Annotated in this window: 13 protein-coding genes; 7 read left to right on the forward strand and 6 right to left on the reverse strand. The window is 65.2% G+C overall.

Annotated elements, in window-relative coordinates; genetic code table 11:
* Window positions 1-83 precede the first annotated feature (83 nt).
* Together ACR9ZN_RS24835 and ACR9ZN_RS24840 are read left to right on the forward strand one after the other, a co-directional pair.
* Window positions 84-1,250 (forward strand): 2Fe-2S iron-sulfur cluster-binding protein, encoded by a 1,167-nt coding sequence (locus ACR9ZN_RS24835; protein WP_481273447.1) that lies wholly within the window; start codon window positions 84-86, stop codon window positions 1,248-1,250.
* Window positions 1,247-3,268, forward strand: coding sequence for a mechanosensitive ion channel domain-containing protein (locus ACR9ZN_RS24840; RefSeq protein ID WP_481273448.1), 2,022 nt, complete (start codon window positions 1,247-1,249; stop codon window positions 3,266-3,268). Before ACR9ZN_RS24835 ends, ACR9ZN_RS24840 begins: the two co-directional genes overlap by 4 nt.
* Window positions 3,269-3,307: 39 nt before the next feature.
* Here the strand turns inward: ACR9ZN_RS24840 and ACR9ZN_RS24845 are convergent, their stop codons facing one another.
* The 4 genes from ACR9ZN_RS24845 to ACR9ZN_RS24860 all read right to left on the reverse strand — a co-directional run bounded on the left by ACR9ZN_RS24845 (window position 3,308) and on the right by ACR9ZN_RS24860 (window position 6,216).
* Window positions 3,308-3,925, reverse strand: a complete 618-nt coding sequence (locus tag ACR9ZN_RS24845; RefSeq protein WP_481273449.1) for a class I SAM-dependent methyltransferase — start codon at window positions 3,923-3,925, stop codon at window positions 3,308-3,310.
* Window positions 3,895-4,863, reverse strand: a complete 969-nt coding sequence (locus tag ACR9ZN_RS24850) for an SDR family oxidoreductase (RefSeq protein ID WP_481273450.1) — start codon at window positions 4,861-4,863, stop codon at window positions 3,895-3,897. Before ACR9ZN_RS24850 ends, ACR9ZN_RS24845 begins: the two co-directional genes overlap by 31 nt.
* Before the next feature lie 13 nt (window positions 4,864-4,876).
* Window positions 4,877-5,566 carry an SDR family NAD(P)-dependent oxidoreductase gene (locus ACR9ZN_RS24855; RefSeq protein WP_481273451.1) on the reverse strand — a complete coding sequence of 230 codons (690 nt, stop codon included), beginning with the start codon at window positions 5,564-5,566 and terminating at the stop codon, window positions 4,877-4,879.
* A gap of 80 nt (window positions 5,567-5,646) precedes the next feature.
* On the reverse strand, window positions 5,647-6,216 hold the full coding sequence (locus tag ACR9ZN_RS24860) for a TetR/AcrR family transcriptional regulator (RefSeq protein WP_434959090.1): 570 nt from the start codon (window positions 6,214-6,216) through the stop codon (window positions 5,647-5,649).
* Between the two features lie 300 nt (window positions 6,217-6,516).
* Here ACR9ZN_RS24860 and ACR9ZN_RS24865 point away from each other — a divergent pair, with 300 nt between their 5' ends.
* Together ACR9ZN_RS24865 and ACR9ZN_RS24870 are read left to right on the forward strand one after the other, a co-directional pair.
* Window positions 6,517-9,153 (forward strand): ATP-binding protein, encoded by a 2,637-nt coding sequence (locus tag ACR9ZN_RS24865; protein WP_481273452.1) that lies wholly within the window; start codon window positions 6,517-6,519, stop codon window positions 9,151-9,153.
* Window positions 9,150-10,358, forward strand: coding sequence for a response regulator (locus ACR9ZN_RS24870; RefSeq protein WP_481273453.1), 1,209 nt, complete (start codon window positions 9,150-9,152; stop codon window positions 10,356-10,358). Before ACR9ZN_RS24865 ends, ACR9ZN_RS24870 begins: the two co-directional genes overlap by 4 nt.
* A gap of 15 nt (window positions 10,359-10,373) precedes the next feature.
* Here the strand turns inward: ACR9ZN_RS24870 and ACR9ZN_RS24875 are convergent, their stop codons facing one another.
* Window positions 10,374-11,111 (reverse strand): response regulator, encoded by a 738-nt coding sequence (locus ACR9ZN_RS24875; protein ID WP_454811815.1) that lies wholly within the window; start codon window positions 11,109-11,111, stop codon window positions 10,374-10,376.
* Between the two features lie 328 nt (window positions 11,112-11,439).
* Here ACR9ZN_RS24875 and fmdA point away from each other — a divergent pair, with 328 nt between their 5' ends.
* From fmdA to ACR9ZN_RS24890, 3 genes are all read left to right on the forward strand, one after another.
* Window positions 11,440-12,666, forward strand: coding sequence for a formamidase (gene fmdA / locus ACR9ZN_RS24880; RefSeq protein ID WP_441774217.1), 1,227 nt, complete (start codon window positions 11,440-11,442; stop codon window positions 12,664-12,666).
* Window positions 12,667-12,751: 85 nt separating this feature from the next.
* Window positions 12,752-13,264 carry an AmiS/UreI family transporter gene (locus ACR9ZN_RS24885; RefSeq protein ID WP_454811817.1) on the forward strand — a complete coding sequence of 171 codons (513 nt, stop codon included), beginning with the start codon at window positions 12,752-12,754 and terminating at the stop codon, window positions 13,262-13,264.
* A gap of 71 nt (window positions 13,265-13,335) precedes the next feature.
* Window positions 13,336-13,635, forward strand: a complete 300-nt coding sequence (locus ACR9ZN_RS24890) for an FmdB family zinc ribbon protein (protein ID WP_454811819.1) — start codon at window positions 13,336-13,338, stop codon at window positions 13,633-13,635.
* Between the two features lie 160 nt (window positions 13,636-13,795).
* On the opposite strand, the gene ACR9ZN_RS24895 is transcribed toward ACR9ZN_RS24890, so the two are convergent.
* Window positions 13,796-15,142 carry a nucleotide sugar dehydrogenase gene (locus tag ACR9ZN_RS24895; protein WP_454811821.1) on the reverse strand — a complete coding sequence of 449 codons (1,347 nt, stop codon included), beginning with the start codon at window positions 15,140-15,142 and terminating at the stop codon, window positions 13,796-13,798.
* Window positions 15,143-15,398 lie beyond the last annotated feature (256 nt).

Below are 15,398 nucleotides of genomic sequence, written 5' to 3' on the forward strand. Positions count from 1 at the left end.
TCTTCGTCCGCTACCGGGATCATTGAATCTTACGAATTTCGTAGGATGATGGCGGCAATGAACTCAAGCGGCAGGCGGGTCCCTTGTCGGCGCTTCCCCTTTCCCAGCGTATGCGCTCGCTCCAGCGTCGGCTGCGGCTCCTCGCCGGACTGGTGCTGCTCGTCTTCGTGACGATGCATCTCGTCAACGCTGCCCTCGGCCTGATGTCCATCGAGGCCATGGAACAGGCCAAGCCGTTTCTGCAACTGCCCTGGCGCACCATGCCGGGCCTGGTGCTGCTGTCGGCCGCGGCCCTGGTGCATGGCGTTCTCGGCCTCATGGCGATTGCCGGACGACGGAGCCTGGCTTTGTCGCGCACGGACTGGCTGCAGATCGTTCTGGGCCTGTTCGCCACCCCCCTTTTGATCAATCATATCCTGTTCGCGCAGGTGTTCGGCCTGATCGACGCCGGGTTCAAACCCGATTTCGGCCTGGTGCTGGCAGCCTATTGGCATTTCGCGCCCGCCAATGCGCTGCTGCAGGTGCTCGCCGTGGTGGTGGTCTGGGTGCATGGCGCGGTAGGGCTCTATACCTGGCTGGTGCTCAAGCCGATCTGGCGGCGCCTCGGCCTGATCCTGACGCCGCTGTTCTTCATCCTGCCCGTGGCCGCCCTGCTCGGCTTTGTACAGGGCGGCAAGGATGCCATGGCCAGGCTTGCCGCCGAGCCCGAATGGCAGGCAGCGATCGCCGCCAGTATGGCGCGTTTCGGTCATGCCGAGGCTGAGATCGGCGCCATCCGCAACACGACCCTGCTGGCCTATGTCGCCCTGGTGTTGCTGGCCTGCGGCGTGATGGTGAGGCGCGTGCTGGGGAATCGGCAGCAGGTGGTCAGCGTGCACTATGACGGCGATCTTCTCGGCCAGGGGCGGCCCGGCCTTTCCCTGCTCGAGATCAGCCTGTCCAGCGGCATTCCCCATGCCCATGTCTGCGGCGGCCGGGGCCGGTGCGGAACCTGCCTGGTCGCCGTGGACGAGGGGACGGCCAATCTATCGCTGATCGGTGCCGACGAACGGGCGACGCTGGCACGCATCAAGGCGGGCGCCAGCCAGCGCCTGGCCTGCCAGGCCCGATTGCTGGGCGAGTCCGTTTCGATCAGCCGCATGCACCCGGCCTATGCCGACGTCACCGCGGCGCGCGATCCCGCCGGCTGGGCGGCAGCTTCGGCCGGCGGAGCCATATCGCAGACCTTGCCATCGCAGGCCGTGCCATGAGCAAACGCAGCATCGTCGCCTTCCTGGCATGCGCTTCGGCCGCCGGCCTGACCCTGCAGCGGGCGCGGGCGGAAACCCTCGGCACTGCCGCGCTGATCCAGGACCAGACGGTCCAGCAGGGGCAGCTTTCGGCCTTCGTGGCCACTTTGCTGCAGGCCGCCAAGCATCGCCTCTCGGGCATCGCCAGCAGCCTGGCTCTGGCGCCCGGCGAGTTCGCGCGCCTTGTCTCGGAAGTCTCCACCGCGATGCCGACCGGCAACGGCATCGTCACGCTGACCTATGGCCTCATCCTGGTCATCGTCGGGGCGGGGGCCGAATGGCTCTATTGGACCTATGCCACGCCGGCGGTGATCGCGCTGGAGGCGGCCGCCCTCACGAGCCGCCGGGAGGCATTCAGTCTCGCCATGCGGCGCCTCGCCTTGCGTGCTTTCGGCCTGGTGCTGTTCGTGGTGGCCATCGTCGGCGCCGCCGCCTATTTCGACTGGCCGGCCGGCTTCGACGGCTTCGTGATCGCCTCGATCCTGCTCATCGTGTTCGTGCGCCTGGCCTGGCTCGTGGCTGACGTCATCGCCGCGCCCGGCCATCCGCAATTGCGGCTCGGGGACATCGATCCCGCCCATGCGCAGCGCTTCGTGGCCGGCTTTGTCGGCATGGCCTTCCTGCTCGCCCTCAGCCATCTCCTGCCCGAACTCCTGGAATATGTCGCTGGCGCGCCCCACGCGGCCTCGGCCGTCCGGGTGATATCAGCCACCCTGATCACGCTCATCGTGCTGGTCGCCGTTCTGACGGGGCTGAGATGGGGACGGGCCGCCGCCAGGGCGAGTGGCCGCCTGCCGCGCTTTCCCTATGGCTTCCTCGCCGCCGCGCTGATCCTCGGCATTTACGGCGTCTGGCTCGCGGCGGGCAGCCCACTCGCGACGCTGTTGGCGATCCTGGTCATCGTCGCGGCGGTGCAGGCGTGGCTGCGGCGCTGGGTGTTCTTCTACTGGCCCGAGGAGATGACGCCCGACGGCAGCACGATCGGCGCCGGCCTCATCCCGAACATCGTGCTGTCCATGTCGCGTTATGTCGTGGTGCTGCTCGGCATCGGCGCCGCCCTCATCGCCCTGGATGCGCCGATGCGCAACATGGCGGGGGGCGACAGCCCGCTGATGCGCTTCGTGCTGCATCTGCTCGGTGTCGCCGGCCTGGCGCTCGTCATCAATGTCGGCTGGGTCGCCATCCGCGAATTGATCGACCGGCGCCTGCGCGCCATCGGGCCTTTCGATCCCCATGCGGAGCCCGGCCCCAATGCGCGCCTGCGCACCCTGCTGCCGCTGCTGCGCATGACCAGCGCCATCGTCCTGCTGGTGCTTCTGGTGCTCTCCGCCCTGTGGACCCTGGGCATCGAGATCACGCCGCTGCTGGCCGGAGCCGGCGTGCTCGGCCTCGCCGTCGGTTTCGGGGCCCAGGCGCTGGTGCGCGACATCATCGCCGGCATCTTCTACCTGGTCGAGGACGTCTTCCGCATCGGCGAATATATCGAGAGTGGCTCGAGCACCAAGGGCACGGTGGAGCGCATCACCTTGCGTACCGTGGCGCTGCGCCACCACAACGGCCCCTTGCATTTCGTGCCCTATGGCTCGCTCGGCACGGTGCGCAATAATTCCCGCGACTGGGTGATCGAGAAGTTCAACCTGCCATTGCCCGTGGCCGTGGATTCCGAACAGGTCCGCAAGATCATCAAGAAGGTGGGCGAGGGCATGCAGGCCGACCCCGATATCGGCCCGCTGATACGCGAGCCGCTGAAAGCCAAGCTCTATCGCATCGATCCCGGCATCAAGATCTTCCGTTGCAAGTTCCAGACCGCACCGGGCAAGCAGTTCGATGTTCGGGCCGAGGCCTTCAAGCGCATCGAGACCGCTCTCAAGGCCGCCGGTATCTCTTTCGCCGACGGCCTGCAGACGGTGGTAATCCCGGGATCACAGGCATTCCCGGGAACACAGGTGTTTCCGGGCGGGCAGCCGGCCGTCGCCTGAGGGGTCGGCTCTTCAGACACCGCCTCTGCAGCATTCTGCTCAAAAGCGCCTTGCCCTCGTGATCCGGTAGACGGAGGCGGGCGGCAGGTTCCAGAAGGCGCCGCCGATGCGCTCGGCCTGCAGGCCGAGCTCTGCGAGGACGGCGCGGGGAACGGGGCAGCGCGGCCCATAGGTGAACTGGTAGAAGGCCCCGTCCGGACGCAGATAATGGAAAGCGCCTGATACGATGTCCGCCACCTTGTCCGGCGGCATCGAAAGCAGCGGCAGGCCGCTGACCACGGCGCCGACGGGGCTGCCCTGGAACAGCGCATGCCGGGCGAGATGAGCGGCGTCCATCGATACGACTCGAGCCCGCGGAAAGCGGTTTCCCAGCATGTGGGCGAAATCGGTGCCGAACTCGATCAGCGTCAGGTCGCTTTCGGCGACGCCGCGCGCCAGCAAGGCGCGGGTGAACACGCCGGTGCCGGGCCCGAGTTCCAGCACGGGGCCGTGTGCCGGTGAGATCTCGCGGGTCATCACTCGGGCTAGCGCGTCGCTGGAGGGGGCTACGGCGGCCACGCGCAGCGGGTTCGTCACCCAGGCGCGGAAGAAACGGGAGAAATCGGCACAGGACGTGCCCGGATCGGTCAAACGAAGCTCGGCTGATGGTTCGGCCATGTCACACCTGTCAGTTCTTCGGAAATGGTCCAGAGTCGGGCTGCTAGGGTCGGGTCGCGGGCCTTGTCGCCGATCCTGGCGTCCCCGACCGGCCCCTTGAGTTCGAACATGTTCTGTGGGCCGTAATAGCCTGATGGCCTGGCCTCGGGCGATGTCGCCGCGAACAGCGTCGGCAGCGCGCCTTCGGCGGCAGTTTGGGACATCAGCGGTTGCATCAGCCGGGTCAGCCACGCCATTGGATGGGGCCTGTTACGGCCGAGGCGCGGACCGCTGCTCTGCAGATCCGTGACGGCATAGCCGGGGTGGGCGGCATTGCTGATCAGGCCCCAGCCGAAGGCGTCGCTACGCCGCTGCAACTCGAAGGCGAAGAGGATCATGGCGAGCTTGGACTGGGCGTAGGCCCGCCAGGGCTTGTAGCTTGTACGCCATTGCAGATCGTCGAAGTGGATATCCGCCAGCAGCCGGTGTGCCCCACTGCTGAGATTGACGATGCGAGGGGCCCTGCCCCGGCGCAGCAGGGGCAACAGCCGGCCCGTAAGAGCGAAATGGCTGAGATAATTGGTACCGAATTGCAGCTCGAAACCATCCCGGGTCTCGTGCCGGACGGGTGGTGTCATCACGCCGGCATTGTTGACGAGGAGATCCAGCCCCTCCTGCTCATCGTCCAGGCGATCGGCAAAGGCGGCAACCGCACCGAGATCCGCGAGGTCGAGGTCGGCGTAACGGATGATGGCGGTGGGGCATCGAGCGCGGATACGCACGAGCGCCTGCTGCCCCTTGGCCGGATTGCGGCCGGTCAGCAGGACCTCGGCGCCCGCCTGCGCCAAGGCCAGGGCCGTCTCGTAGCCGAGGCCGCCGGTCGCGCCGGTAATCAGCACACGCCGGCCCTGCTGGGGCGGCACGTCGCGCGTGGTCCAAGACCCGTTGGTTGTGCTCATGATTGTCAAGCCCTCAGCAAAGCTGGGAATTGGGCGCGGGCGAAACCGGTCGGCGCGCCGAGGGGGCCCATTCGGCTGCCGTGCTCCGCCGGACGGTTTCGGGCTGGCGGAAGGCCTGAAACACTCCGCCACCGAGCATGAGGCGGCGCGGCGACTCCTGGCGGCCGGAAAGCTCCACCACCAGCCGGGCAATCTCGTCGGGGGCGTCCGGCTGCAAGGCGGTAACCTTGACACCGAAGGGCCCGACGTCTCGGGCCAGAGCCGCGGTAAAGCCGGGTGTGGCGACGCGTCCACCGAGGGAGGAGATATTGATGATATGGCCGGCCCGCTGGTTGCGCATCACCGGCAGGGCGGCCCGGATCAGATTGACCGTGCCGAGGAAATTGGTCTCGCTTCGGGCAGCGAGACCCTCGTCGCCGGCCTGCGCGAGGGGCGTCGGATGAGCGTAGCCGGCCGTGTTGACCAGCACGTCGAGGCCGCCATAGGCCGCTTCAGCGACCATGACGGCGCGATGGGCATGGGCCGGATTGGTGACGTCGAGCGCTGGATTGAGCAACCTGTCGCCATAACGTTCCCTGAGATCGGCAAGGCGCTCCGGATCGCGCGCCGTCGCCACCACCTTATTGCCTGCGGCCAGCGCCGCTTCGAGGATCGAACGCCCCAGCCCGCGGCCGGCACCCGTGATCAGCCAGATCTTAGACATGGTTCACTTCCCGTTTCGGTGAATAAAGAGTGTGTGCTCACTCATTTAACGTGTAAAAGAGTTCTGTGACTAAGGTCGCCTTAGCTGCCCAGGCCGCCCCAGAAGATCTGGAAGCCGGCCTGCTTGTAGGCTTCCCGCCCATCCGGATCCCGCGCGGTGAATTCCAGGGTCGTCTCTGCGAGCGCCTCAAACGCGGCGCTCAGGAAAGCCATCGGCTGATCCCGGAGCGGGCCCAGCGCGTGGGCCTGTTCGAAAGCAGCGCTGACGTCACGAAAGGCTGCGTGGCCTGCCTGCCTGCTGGCCGGTGTGATGCGCTCGGATACGCCGAGTTGGCGCATGGCCTTGCGTTTCACCGGATATTTCGCGCCCCAGTCGATCCAGTGGCTCCAGATGTGCCAGGCACGCTCCCTTATGCTGGCATCGGGGGCGAAGCCCTGCATGATGGACCCGCCGAGTTCGGTCTTGAGGGTGAGATAGAGCTGGTTGAGCAACTCGTCCTTATTGGCGAAATATTTGAACAGCGTGCCCTCGGCGATCTCCGCGCCCTGGGCGATCTTCGCCGTCGGTGCACCGATCCCCATGGCCGCCACCAGCCTGGTGGCGGATACCAGGATCGCCTGGCGCTTTGCTTCGCTGAGAGGACGGGCCACGGTTCGGTTTCATTTGAGTGAGTACATACTCATTTATAGAGATCCTAACGGATTCCGTCAAGATCGAAGATGCGGAGCGTTGGCTTGCAGTCTCGATAGGGGCGGACCACAATGCCGCCGCCAAGGGGCAACGCTGTCGGAGCGAAGAAGATTCGGCCGCTTCAATCGGGGTCACACCGGGATTTGCGGACCGTATCAGGCCTGGAACCGCGATAGGATGGCGGTGTCCGGACCGGGAGGGGATTGGATGCCAGTCGAGGTTTGCCTGAGGCGCATGCGTCCTATCGGGCGAGGTGGCTAGTGGACATTCCGCGCCTGCCCGCCTTGCGATCCTACCATTCCTGGATCGCCAACGAGACCCTGGAGGACTATTCGCTGCGCTATGCGGCTAGGTCCTTCCGGCGCTGGTCCCCTTTTGTCATCGCCAATACGGCGCTTGGCGGCATCTCCTTCCTGGCGCTGGAGGCGATCGGCGGCACCATCACGCTCAGCTATGGTTTCGCCAACGCCTTTCCGGCCATCCTGGTCACCTGCCTGTTCGTGTTCGTGACCAGCCTGCCGATCGCCTATTATTCGAGCCGCTACAACATCGACATGGACCTGCTCACCCGTGGGGCTGGCTTCGGCTATATCGGCTCGACCATCACCTCGCTGATCTACGCTACCTTCACCTTCATTTTCTTCGCCCTCGAAGGGGCGATCATGGCGCAGGCGCTGAAGCTCTTCGCCAATGTGCCGCTGGTGCTGGGCTACATCATCTCCTCGCTGGTGATCATCCCGATCACCTTCATGGGCGTCACCATGATCTCGAAGCTGCAGATGATCACCCAGCCCGTCTGGATCGTCCTGCACCTGCTTCCCTTCGTCTATGTCGCCATCGGCCATCCCGGCACGCTCGGTGAATGGGTCGCCTTCGCTGGCAGCGCGGCAGGCGGCGGGGGCTTCAACCTCCTCGCCTTCGGTTCTGCCATCGGCGTGCTTGGTGCCTTGTCGATCCAGATCGGCGAGCAGGTCGACTTCCTGCGCTTCCTGCCGGACAAGACGGAAGAAAATCGCTGGCGTTGGTGGACGGCGGTGATCGCGGCGGGGCCAGGCTGGATCGTGGTCGGCGGCTTCAAGATCCTGTGCGGCAGCTTCCTGGCCGTGCTGGTGGTCAGCTCGGGCCTGTCGCAGGTGACCGCGCTCGAGCCCGTTCACATGTATATCAAGGCCTATGAGTATGTGAGCGCCGATAGCGCCGTGGTGCTGGCGGTCGCCGTGGTGTTCGTGCTGATCTCGCAGGTCAAGATCAACGTCACCAACGCCTATGCCGGCTCGCTCGCCTGGTCGAACTTCTTTTCGCGAGTCACCCACTACCATCCCGGACGGGTGGTCTGGCTGGTCTTCAACATCCTGATCTCGCTCCTGCTGATGCTGCTCGGCATCTTCCAGACCCTGGCGCTGGTGCTGGCCGTCTATTCCATCATCGCCTCGGCCTGGATCGGCTCGATCTTCGCTGACCTCGCCATCCTCAAGCCGCTCAAGGTCAGCCCGCCCTTCACCGAGTTCAAACGGGCCTATCTCCACAATTTCAACCCGGTCGGCTGCGGCTCTATGGCGCTCGCCTCCATCGTCGCCGTGCTCTGCTTTGTCGGCAGCTTCGGAGCATTGGCGGAAGCCTATGCGGCGCCGATCGCCTTCTTCACCGCCCTTACCAGCGCAGTACTCATCGGTGTGGCGACTGGGGGGCGTTATTATCTCGCACGTCCGCGGGAGGAAGTGGCTGCTCGCCGGCAGGCTATCGTCAAATGCGAGATCTGCGGGCTCGACTACGAGCGCCCGGACATGGTGCATTGCACCTTCTACGATCGGCCGATCTGCTCGCTGTGCTGCAGCCTGGATTCGCATTGCCACGATGTCTGCAAATCGCCCGGCGGCGTGTTGGAGGATTCGCGCTCGCGCTATTTCGGGCGCACGCTGATCGGCAAGATCGCCCCGCATATGGGCCAGCGCCTGCTCAAGGTCGGGGGGGTGGGGTTCGCGCTGACCATCGTTACCGCCGCGGTGTTCCTGCTCACCTACCGCCTGATCGAACCCGGCGCCGAGGAGCCGCATCTCGACAGCGGCGCCCTGCTGCTCCGGGTCTTCCTGGCCCTCCTCCCCCTGCTCGGCATCGGCGCCTGGTGGATCGTACTCTCGCACGAAAGCCGCGAGCTTGCCGAGCGTGACCTGGTCGCTTCGCTGGAGCGCCTGCACCAGGCTCAACAGGAGCTGGCGAGCAATGAGCGCCTGGCCGCGATCGGCCAGATGACGGCCACGGTGAGCCATGAATTGCGCAACCCGCTCGGTACGCTGGTGACCTCGGCGGATGTGCTCAGGCGTTCGCTGCGCGACGCCAGCGAGCCGGTGATGGGCGAACTGCAACGTCTGCAGCGCAATGCCTGGCGTTGCGTGCGCATCATCGAGGACCTTCTCGATTTCTCGCGCAAGCGGCCGCTGGTGCTCGCGCCCGTCGCCATCGACGCCTGGGTCCGCCAGCAGGCCGGCGAGCAGGATGCGGCCACCCGCGCTCTGATCACCCTCGATCTCGAGGCCGATTGCGCCGTGCCGGCGGATGCCGAGCGGCTGCGCCAGGCTTTTTCCAATGTGCTCGTCAATGCGGTGCAGGCCTGCGAGGGCAAGGTGGAGGACGAGGGCGCCATCACCATCGCGACGCGCCGGGAAGGGGATCGGGTGGTGCTTGGTATCGCCGACAAGGGCAGCGGCATGTCCCCGGAGGTAGCTGTTCGTATCTTCGAGCCCTTGTTCAGCACCAAGGCCTTCGGCGTCGGGCTCGGCATGCCGCTGGTCAAGCGTATCCTCGAACAGCATGGCGGCGAAGTCAGGGTCGAGAGCGAGGCCGGCGAGGGCACGCTGATATCGCTGGTCCTGCCCTGCATTCCGGCGACCCGGCCATGAAGGACGAGGACAGTGAACTGCCCGCCGACATCATCGGCGCGTCGGGGGCTTCCTCCGGTGGCGAAGAGGCGGATACGCGCTGCGTGCTGATCGTCGACGACGATGTCGATTTCGCTTCCAGCCTTGCCGGCCTGCTGAGCCTGGAAGGCTATCATACCCCGATCGCGCATGATCCGGCGGCGACCCTGGACATGCTTGCTCGCGAACGTATCGCCGTGGCGCTGGTCGACGTCCGCCTCGGCATCGGCGATGGAGTCGATCTCGTCCGCGCGCTGCGCCAGCGCAATCCCGATCTCGTCTGCGTGATGGTCACGGCCTATGCCTCGATCGAGACGGCGGTGGAGGCTCTCAAGGCGGGCGCCTATGACTACCTCTCCAAGCCCTTCTACACCGAGGAATTGCTGGCGTTGCTCGATCGCTGCTTCGAACGCATCCGCCTGGTGGAGGAGAAGAGCCGGATTGCCGAACGTCTGCGCCAGACCCAGCGCCTGGAGGCGATGGGGCAGCTCGCCAGCGGCATCGCCCACGACTTCAATAACATCCTGGCCGTGCTCTATTCCAATCTGCGCTGGCTGCAGGAGCGGCTCAACGGCCAGCCGGAGCTGCACGAACTCGTTGCCGATGCCCTGGATGCCGCGCGGTCCGGCTCGGAGCTGGCGTCGCGCCTGCTGAGCTTCGGGGCGAGGCGCATCGAGGAAACGGCGGTCGTCGCTCTCGGCACGGAATTGCCGCCCTTGATGCGCGTCCTCAATCGCACGCTGGGCGACAAGGTGGCGGTTGTCCTCGAGGTCGCGCCCGATCTCCATCCGGTCGAGATCCCCACCGGCCAGCTCGAATCGAGCCTGCTCAATCTTGCCCTCAATGCCCGCGATGCCATGCCCGAAGGCGGGCGCCTTACCTTTGCAGCCAGTAATATCCTGGTGGCGGCCGAAGACGCGCGCGTGGCCTCTGGCCTGCTGCCGGGTGCCTATGTTCTGCTGTCGGTGACCGATACCGGCCAGGGCATGCCGCTGGCGGTCCGGCGCCGGGCCCTCGAACCTTTGTTCAGCACCAAGCCATCCGGGGAAGGCAACGGCCTAGGCCTTGCGATGGTCGATGCCTTCGTGCGCCAGGCCGGCGGGCGCCTCGGCATCGTCAGCACGCCGGGCGAGGGCACCACGATCAACCTCTATCTGCCACAGGCGCGGCTGGCAGGCGGGGGATGAGGGGTGCTTACGCGCCTACTCCCGCGCTTCGGCTGCGAACATGTAGCCGACGCCGCGGATGGTCTTGATGTATTGGGCGTCGCGCACATCGTCGCGCAGCTTGCGGCGAATCTTGCCGATCAGCACGTCGATGCTGCGGTCATAGGGCGTCCAGTTGCGATTGGCGACGATGTCGAGGATCTGGTCGCGCGAGAGGATACGCCCGCGCCGCTCGACCAGGGCGGACAGGATCTGGAATTCCTGGCTGGTCAGGCGCACGCGTTCGCCCTGCGGCGAGCAGAGTTCGTAGCGCGAGGGATCGAGCTGCCACCCGGCGAAGCGGATGGCGGGGGAGGCGCTGTGCTCCACCGTTTCGGGCAGGTTTATGCGTCGGGTGAAGCGGCGCAGCACGGTGCGGATGCGGGCCAGCAATTCGCGCGGCTCGAAGGGCTTGGTGATGTAGTCGTCGGCGCCCAGTTCCAGGCAGACCACCTTGTCGATGGTGCTGCTCTTGCCGGAGAGCATGATCACCGGCAGGTCGTATTGGCTGCGCAGCGTGCGCGCCAGGCTCAACCCGTCTTCCCCGGCGGGGAAGGTGAGGTCGAGAATCACCAGGTCGAAGCTTTCGTCCGCCATGGCACGGCGCATGGCCCGCCCCTCATTGGCGCTGGCGGTGGCATAGCCCTCGCTCGCCAGGAATTTCTCCAGAAAGCGGCACAGCCGATGATCGTCATCGACCACGAGGATGCGAGGCTTGGCGTCGGCGGCTGGCATGGCGGCAGGATAGTCGCAATGCCGCCTGTGGTCGAGACGGGCAGCGGGACATGGCGGTAGCGTATAGGGCCCAGGCCGGGGTTCTTGTGCCAATTCCGCTGAAAAACCGGGGGGTATGGCCAAGGGACGGTCAATTCGGCGCTTACCTTCGTCTTTCCCGGTTACAAAAAATTACACAAACCGTGGTCGGACGATTCATGGTGGTTACAGGGCGCTCCTAGGCTTCCCCTGCACGAACGGCCCGGCTGCCCCCTTGTGGCGCGGGCACAGAACATCGTGACGGTTCGGCCCGGAGTACCCCGCAGGCCGGCCCCAGGAGGAGGAACCGATGCCCAAGACCGTATTCTCCGTCGATCTGAAAAAAGCTCCCGAGGACCAGGCGATCAAGACCCATAATCGCTGGCATCCCGACATCCCGATGGTCGAAACCTTCAAGCCCGGCGCCGTTTTCCGCGTCGAATGCTATGACTGGACCGGCGGCCAGATCGGCAACAACAACAGCGCCAACGACATCCGGGACGTCGACCTCACCCGCGTGCACTATCTTTCCGGCCCCTTCGGCGTCGAAGGCGCTGAGCCCGGCGACCTTCTGGTCGTCGACATTCTCGACATCGGCGCCCTGCCCGATTCGGAATGGGGCTTCAACGGCCTGTTCGCCAAGGAGAATGGCGGCGGCTTCCTCACCGAGCATTATCCCCATGCCTCCAAGTCCATCTGGGACTTCCAGGGCATCTACACCACCTCGCGCCATATCCCCGGCGTGCGCTATCCCGGCCTCATCCATCCCGGCCTGATCGGCTGCCTGCCCGATCATAAGCTGCTGGCCGAGGCCAACCGGCGCGAGGCGGAACTGGTGGCGACCGATCCCGAGCGTGTGCCGCCGCTCGCGGCCCTGCCCTATGGCGACACGGCCCTGATGGGCCAGATGTCGGGGGATGCCGCCCGCAAGGCCGCGGCGGAAGCCTGGCGCACCGTGCCGCCGCGCGAGCATGGCGGCAATTGCGACATCAAGAATCTGTCGCGCGGCTCCAAGGTCTATTTCCCCGTTTATGTGAAGGGCGGCGGCCTTTCGATGGGGGACATCCACTTCTCCCAGGGCGATGGCGAAATCACCTTCTGCGGCGCCATCGAGATGGCCGGCTGGATCGATATCAGCGTCGATGTGATCAAGGGCGGCATGGCCAAATACGCCATCACCAACCCGATCTTCAAGCCGAGCCCGATCGACCCGCATTTCGACGATTATCTCATCTTCGAGGGCATCTCGGTCGACGAGCATACGGGCGAGCAATATTACCTCGACGCCCATGTCGCCTATCGGCGTGCCTGCCTCAACGCCATCGAATATCTCAAGAAATTCGGCTATTCGGGCGAGCAGGCCTACATGATCCTGGGCACGGCGCCGGTGGAGGGGCGCATCGCCGGCATCGTCGACATTCCCAATGTCTGCGCCACGCTGGCCATTCCAACCGCCATCTTCGACTTCGACATCAATCCGAACGCCTCGGGACCGACCAAGAAGGTGTCGGGCCCAGACGTCGCCAAGACGAGCTGATCACCCCCTCGCACACATCATGAAACCCGCGCTTCGACCGGAATGCATCTCCGGTCGAAGCGTTGCGTGTGGAGGAAAGGCGATCATGCTGCTTGGATTTGCATTGCTCTATGTCGGAGCCGTCCTGTTCCTGAACGGGCTGTGGCTGCTCGGGAAGATCGACGACAAGGAGATCGTCGTCATCAACGTGGTCTCCGGGTTCGTCACTTTGTGCGTCGCCCTGTCTTCGGCCTTCGGCGCCCAGGCCGATGCCGCCTCGATCAAGGCCGCTGCCCTGACGCTGTTGTTCACCACCACCTATCTGTGGGTCGCCTATAACCGGGTGGTGACGGTCGATGGGCGCGGGCTGGGCTGGTTCAGCCTGTTCGTGGCTGTAACCGTGGTGCCCATCGCCTTTCAGGGGCTGACTTCGGCGCACACCGTCACCGATACCTGGCTCGGCCTGAATTGGGCGATCTGGGCCGTGCTCTGGTTCATGTATTTCCTGCTGCTGGCGCTCAAGCGCCCGATCCTCAAGGTGACGGGGCTGGCGACCGTGGCCTCCGGCATCGTTACCGGCTGGATCCCCGGGCTGCTGCTGCTGGAAGGCAAGCTGTGAACCTGCCGCGGGGTACGCCCCGCGGTATCTTCTGTTTTGATGCCAAAAGCGTCTTGTCCTGGGAGACAACCATGCCGCTCTACAATTATGTCTGCGATGATTGCGGGCCCTTCGACGAATGGGTGGCGATGGCGGACGCAACCGAGGCCTGCGCCTGCCCGGGCTGCAGCGAGCTCAGCGAACGGGACGTCGCGTCCCCGCAGCTCAGCCTGATGAACGGCAAGCTGCGCCGTGCCCTCGCCCGTTCCGAAAAGAGCGGCACCGAGCCGAAGGTGGTGAAGAAGGCCCACCTTGCCGGCTGCGGCTGCGGAATCTGTAAGGTCGGCAAGAAGGGTCCTTCGACTCGCCACAAATGGATGATCGGGCATTGATGCCCGGGAGCGTGAAATTGGTGTGCCGATCTCTAGATCGGCATCTTCCCTACCGACAAACGCAACGTTTCCAAGAATGCCGGTCTGGAGATCGGCACACCGCATGTCGAGCGTTCTAGCAGGCAAGTCAGAACCCGGAGCCGAGAAGTCCGCGCTCCCATCACGCCTTGACCACCTTCGCCATGTCCGCGCCGGCCTTGGCGCAGGCGTTGCGGGTGTCGACCACCAGCCGCGCGGCGCTGGCGACCAAGCCGTAGTCGATGCCGTCATGGTCGGTGGCGATCAGCACGGCATCGTAACCGGCGAGCGTCTCGGCCGTCAGCACCACCGAGCGGCGCCCGGTGAGGGCGGCATGCTCGCGCGTTTTCGGAATCACCTGCGCATGGGGATCGTGGAAATCGGTCGCGGCACCACGCTCCTCCAGGATCTCGATCAGCTTGAACGAGGCGCTCTCTCGGGTGTCGTCGACATTCTTCTTGTAGGCGATGCCGATCAGCAGGATGCGGGCGCCGTTGAGGCCGCGTCTGAAGCGCTTGTCGAGGGCTTCCGCCAGGCGGTCGACGACATGGCGGGGCATGGCCGTGTTGATCTGGCCGGCGAGCTCGATGAAACGCGTGGCAATATCGAACTCCCGCGCCTTCCAGGTCAGATAGAAGGGGTCGATCGGGATGCAGTGCCCTCCGAGCCCCGGGCCGGGATAGAAGGGCATGTAGCCGAAGGGCTTGGTCTTGGCGGCCTCGATGATCTCCCAGACGTCGAGGCCCATGGCGTCGTAGATCACCTTCAATTCGTTGACGAGGGCGATGTTCACCGAGCGGAAGATGTTCTCGGTGAGCTTGACCGCCTCCGCCGCCGCCGGCGAGGAGACCGGCACGGTGGCGCTCACGAAGGCATCGTAGAGGGCCTTGGCCAAGGCGAGCGCATCGGCGCCGTCGCCGCCGACGACCTTGGGAATGTTCTGGGTGCCATAAACGGGATTGCCCGGATCCTCGCGCTCGGGCGAAAAGGCGAGGAAGAAGTCCTGGCCGGAGACCAGGCCATCAGCCTCCAGCACGGGCTTCATCAATTCCTCGGTGGTGCCGGGCCAGGTCGAGGACTCCAGGATGACGAGCTGGCCGCGCCGGAGCTTCTGCGCGATCGAAGCAGTCGAGTTGGCGACATAGGACATGTCGGGCTCGCGCTGGCGTGTCAGCGGCGTCGGCACGCAGATCAGGATGGCATCCGGCTCGTCGAGCCGGGCGAAATCGGCGGTGGCCTCGAAAAGGCCCTTGGCGATGGCCTCGCGGATCGGCTCGTTGGAGATGTGCTTGATCAGCCCATCGCCCTCGTTGAGGGCGGCCACACGCCTCAAGTCGATATCGAAACCCAGCACCTTGAAGCCGGCGTCGGCAATGGCGATGGCGAGCGGCAGGCCGACATAGCCCAGGCCAATGATACCGATCACGGCCTGTCTTGCTTGGATGCGGGCGAGGAGGGCGGCGGCAAGGGGAGACTGCATGTCCTGCATATCAGCCAGGGCGGGACGGAAGGCAAGCGGGCAATCGGAGCCCGGTCTTCAGAGCCTGACAGAAGACTCACGGAAACCTCAACCTTTGTCATCACCGGACTTTGTCTCGGTGATCCAGGAGCCAAAAACTCAGCGAGTTATGGTTCCCTGGATGCGCGGGACGACGCACGGGCATGACAAAATCGAATTTTTCTCGGCTTTCCACGATTTTTGAGGCAAGTTCTTCGGAGCCGAACCCTCCGGGCGTGCGGTGTTT

Source organism: Labrys sp. HAY1-8F (assembly GCF_056754975.1).

Coding starts and splice junctions, on each gene's coding strand:
- ACR9ZN_RS24840 (WP_481273448.1), top strand. CDS start 1,247: ATGAGCAAACGCAGCATCGTCGCCTTCCTGGCATGCGCTTCGGCCGCC.
- ACR9ZN_RS24845 (WP_481273449.1), bottom strand. CDS start 3,925: ATGGCCGAACCATCAGCCGAGCTTCGTTTGACCGATCCGGGCACGTCC.
- ACR9ZN_RS24850 (WP_481273450.1), bottom strand. CDS start 4,863: ATGAGCACAACCAACGGGTCTTGGACCACGCGCGACGTGCCGCCCCAG.
- ACR9ZN_RS24855 (WP_481273451.1), bottom strand. CDS start 5,566: ATGTCTAAGATCTGGCTGATCACGGGTGCCGGCCGCGGGCTGGGGCGT.
- ACR9ZN_RS24870 (WP_481273453.1), top strand. CDS start 9,150: ATGAAGGACGAGGACAGTGAACTGCCCGCCGACATCATCGGCGCGTCG.
- ACR9ZN_RS24875 (WP_454811815.1), bottom strand. CDS start 11,111: ATGCCAGCCGCCGACGCCAAGCCTCGCATCCTCGTGGTCGATGACGAT.
- fmdA (WP_441774217.1), top strand. CDS start 11,440: ATGCCCAAGACCGTATTCTCCGTCGATCTGAAAAAAGCTCCCGAGGAC.
- ACR9ZN_RS24885 (WP_454811817.1), top strand. CDS start 12,752: ATGCTGCTTGGATTTGCATTGCTCTATGTCGGAGCCGTCCTGTTCCTG.
- ACR9ZN_RS24890 (WP_454811819.1), top strand. CDS start 13,336: ATGCCGCTCTACAATTATGTCTGCGATGATTGCGGGCCCTTCGACGAA.
- ACR9ZN_RS24895 (WP_454811821.1), bottom strand. CDS start 15,142: ATGCAGGACATGCAGTCTCCCCTTGCCGCCGCCCTCCTCGCCCGCATC.